Here is a 1,797-nt window from a genome sequence, read left to right on the forward strand (position 1 = left end):
TCCGAGGTGCTCAAGAAATCAGTCGCTGGACCGGACACCCTTCAATAGTGTTGCGCTTGGGACTTGAGACCGCCGATTCTTTCACCTGTACTTTGGTGCAGGTGAAAAAAACACTTTGCTAGGATAAAACATTTAATTAAAATTAAACCTTAGCAGCGACGCCATTTTATGAACAGCTATAAAGTAGAATCTTATAGATATTGCGACACTCCCTTGGAAATTAAAACCATTTTGTACAAACAAAGGCAGAGGCAATTTATAGATAGGCTAAAATGGTCTATAGAAAGTTATAATGGTGGCGAAAAAGAATCCGACCAATTCGACACGAGCGGTACATACTACCTGATTATTAGGGATTCAACAGACATACAGGGAAGTGTACGATTGCGTCCATCGAAGCTTCAAAACTTGAGTAGCGTACAATTCTCTTGGCTTACAGGTGCCGTACGTATTAGCAACGACCTCACTTGGGAAGCAAGTAGGTTTACTATAAACCCATCTTACAAAAGGCCTAAAAATCTTAGCAAAGGTGCAGGAATTGTTGATGACAGAACCATTTCTCTTTTTATTTTTATGCTGGACTTCGCAATCAAAAATGGAATTAATCATTACGAAGTAATAGTAGGCAGGCAAATGAAAAAGATACTTACGTTAGCTGGATGGGAGATGGAAGTATTATCTTCAGGAAAAGCAGCACCAAAGGAAATAATATACTACGGACTACTCCCGTGCACAAAGGTATGTTACGAAACAATGCTCTCCAAATGCTTATGCCGAACAACCTAAAAGTTAAACTTCGGCCAATAGATTCATAGCCAAGGCTTTTGCAATCAGCTGTTTTGCATTGGCTACATTAAGCTTCTTGGCCATGTTGCTCATATGAAATTTGATAGTCCTTTCGGTTACCCCAAGGATAATAGCTGTTTCCCAATACGTCTTCCCTTGCGAAACCCAAAAAAGGCATTCTTTCTCACGAGAGCTTAAGCATATACTATTATACTGTTTCACGTCTTGAGAAAAATAGCTGTGCACCATAATAGAAAGCAACCTCAACAAGAGACAGTTTTGCGATATCCGCATCTCAAAATTCGTATCATTGCGATCTACAGAAAGATGGAGCGAGCCAAAACTGAATCCTGGATCATGCATGGGAATAGAATATCCTTTACCAATGCCATAATCTTGGGCCATCTCGAATATGTCAGACTTCCCCTTAATATTCATTGGAATATCTTTCCAAAAAAAGGGAAATGGGGTTCTAGATGATAACAGCATGACCGGATCAATTCTATAATATTTCTCGCCTTTATAAATACCCACCCAAGCATGATCATAATTACCAAAAATATAAATATCACTTACTTGATCAAGGGAGAGGGGAGTATATACATATGCGTATTTACTAACGCCACAGCTTTGCAATATCTTCTCAAAGGTAGAAAAGAATTCAGCCTTATTAGTTATTTCCTTTAGCTGATTTTCAATGTCGTTGAACATATATTTTCCTTTTCACAAGAGATTGCCATCCTATGACGCCCGGCATATACCAGCTGAGGCTATTAGACCGTAAGTATGGTGCAGCCATCAGGATGAACATATCATGTACGGTGCCTAGGATCTTATACTGAGAGGCAACTGAATTACCAGGCCAGCCGTGGCAGCATTGGGGCTACCTCGGGGGAAAGATCGAACACCGTACCATCAAAGCTGCATCCTGGCAGCTGAAGTGACCCCCTCCAGAGCTGCACAGGCTATAGTGCAGCCATCAGGAGGACGAAATGAGCAACGAACCCACCG

At 41.0% G+C, this 1,797-nt stretch carries 2 protein-coding genes; one reads left to right on the forward strand and one right to left on the reverse strand.

Features of this window, described 5'->3' with window-relative positions; genetic code table 11:
- Window positions 1–168: 168 nt before the first annotated feature.
- The gene (locus tag H1D44_RS21410) at window positions 169–786 is read left to right on the forward strand and encodes an acyl-homoserine-lactone synthase (RefSeq protein ID WP_422672036.1); all 618 of its coding nucleotides are present in this window, start codon (window positions 169–171) and stop codon (window positions 784–786) included.
- Between the two features lie 3 nt (window positions 787–789).
- Here the strand turns inward: H1D44_RS21410 and H1D44_RS20630 are convergent, their stop codons facing one another.
- Complete coding sequence (locus H1D44_RS20630; protein ID WP_181517142.1) at window positions 790–1,497, reverse strand: helix-turn-helix transcriptional regulator; 708 nt, start codon at window positions 1,495–1,497, stop codon at window positions 790–792.
- Window positions 1,498–1,797: the final 300 nt, after the last annotated feature.

The sequence above is a fragment of the Billgrantia kenyensis genome, assembly GCF_013697085.1.
GTDB lineage: Bacteria > Pseudomonadota > Gammaproteobacteria > Pseudomonadales > Halomonadaceae > Halomonas > Halomonas kenyensis.

What these genes read in the sequence shown, in the direction of transcription:
- H1D44_RS21410 (WP_422672036.1), top strand. Translation starts at nt 169, where the DNA reads ATGAACAGCTATAAAGTAGAATCTTATAGATATTGCGACACTCCCTTG.
- H1D44_RS20630 (WP_181517142.1), bottom strand. Translation starts at nt 1,497, where the DNA reads ATGTTCAACGACATTGAAAATCAGCTAAAGGAAATAACTAATAAGGCT.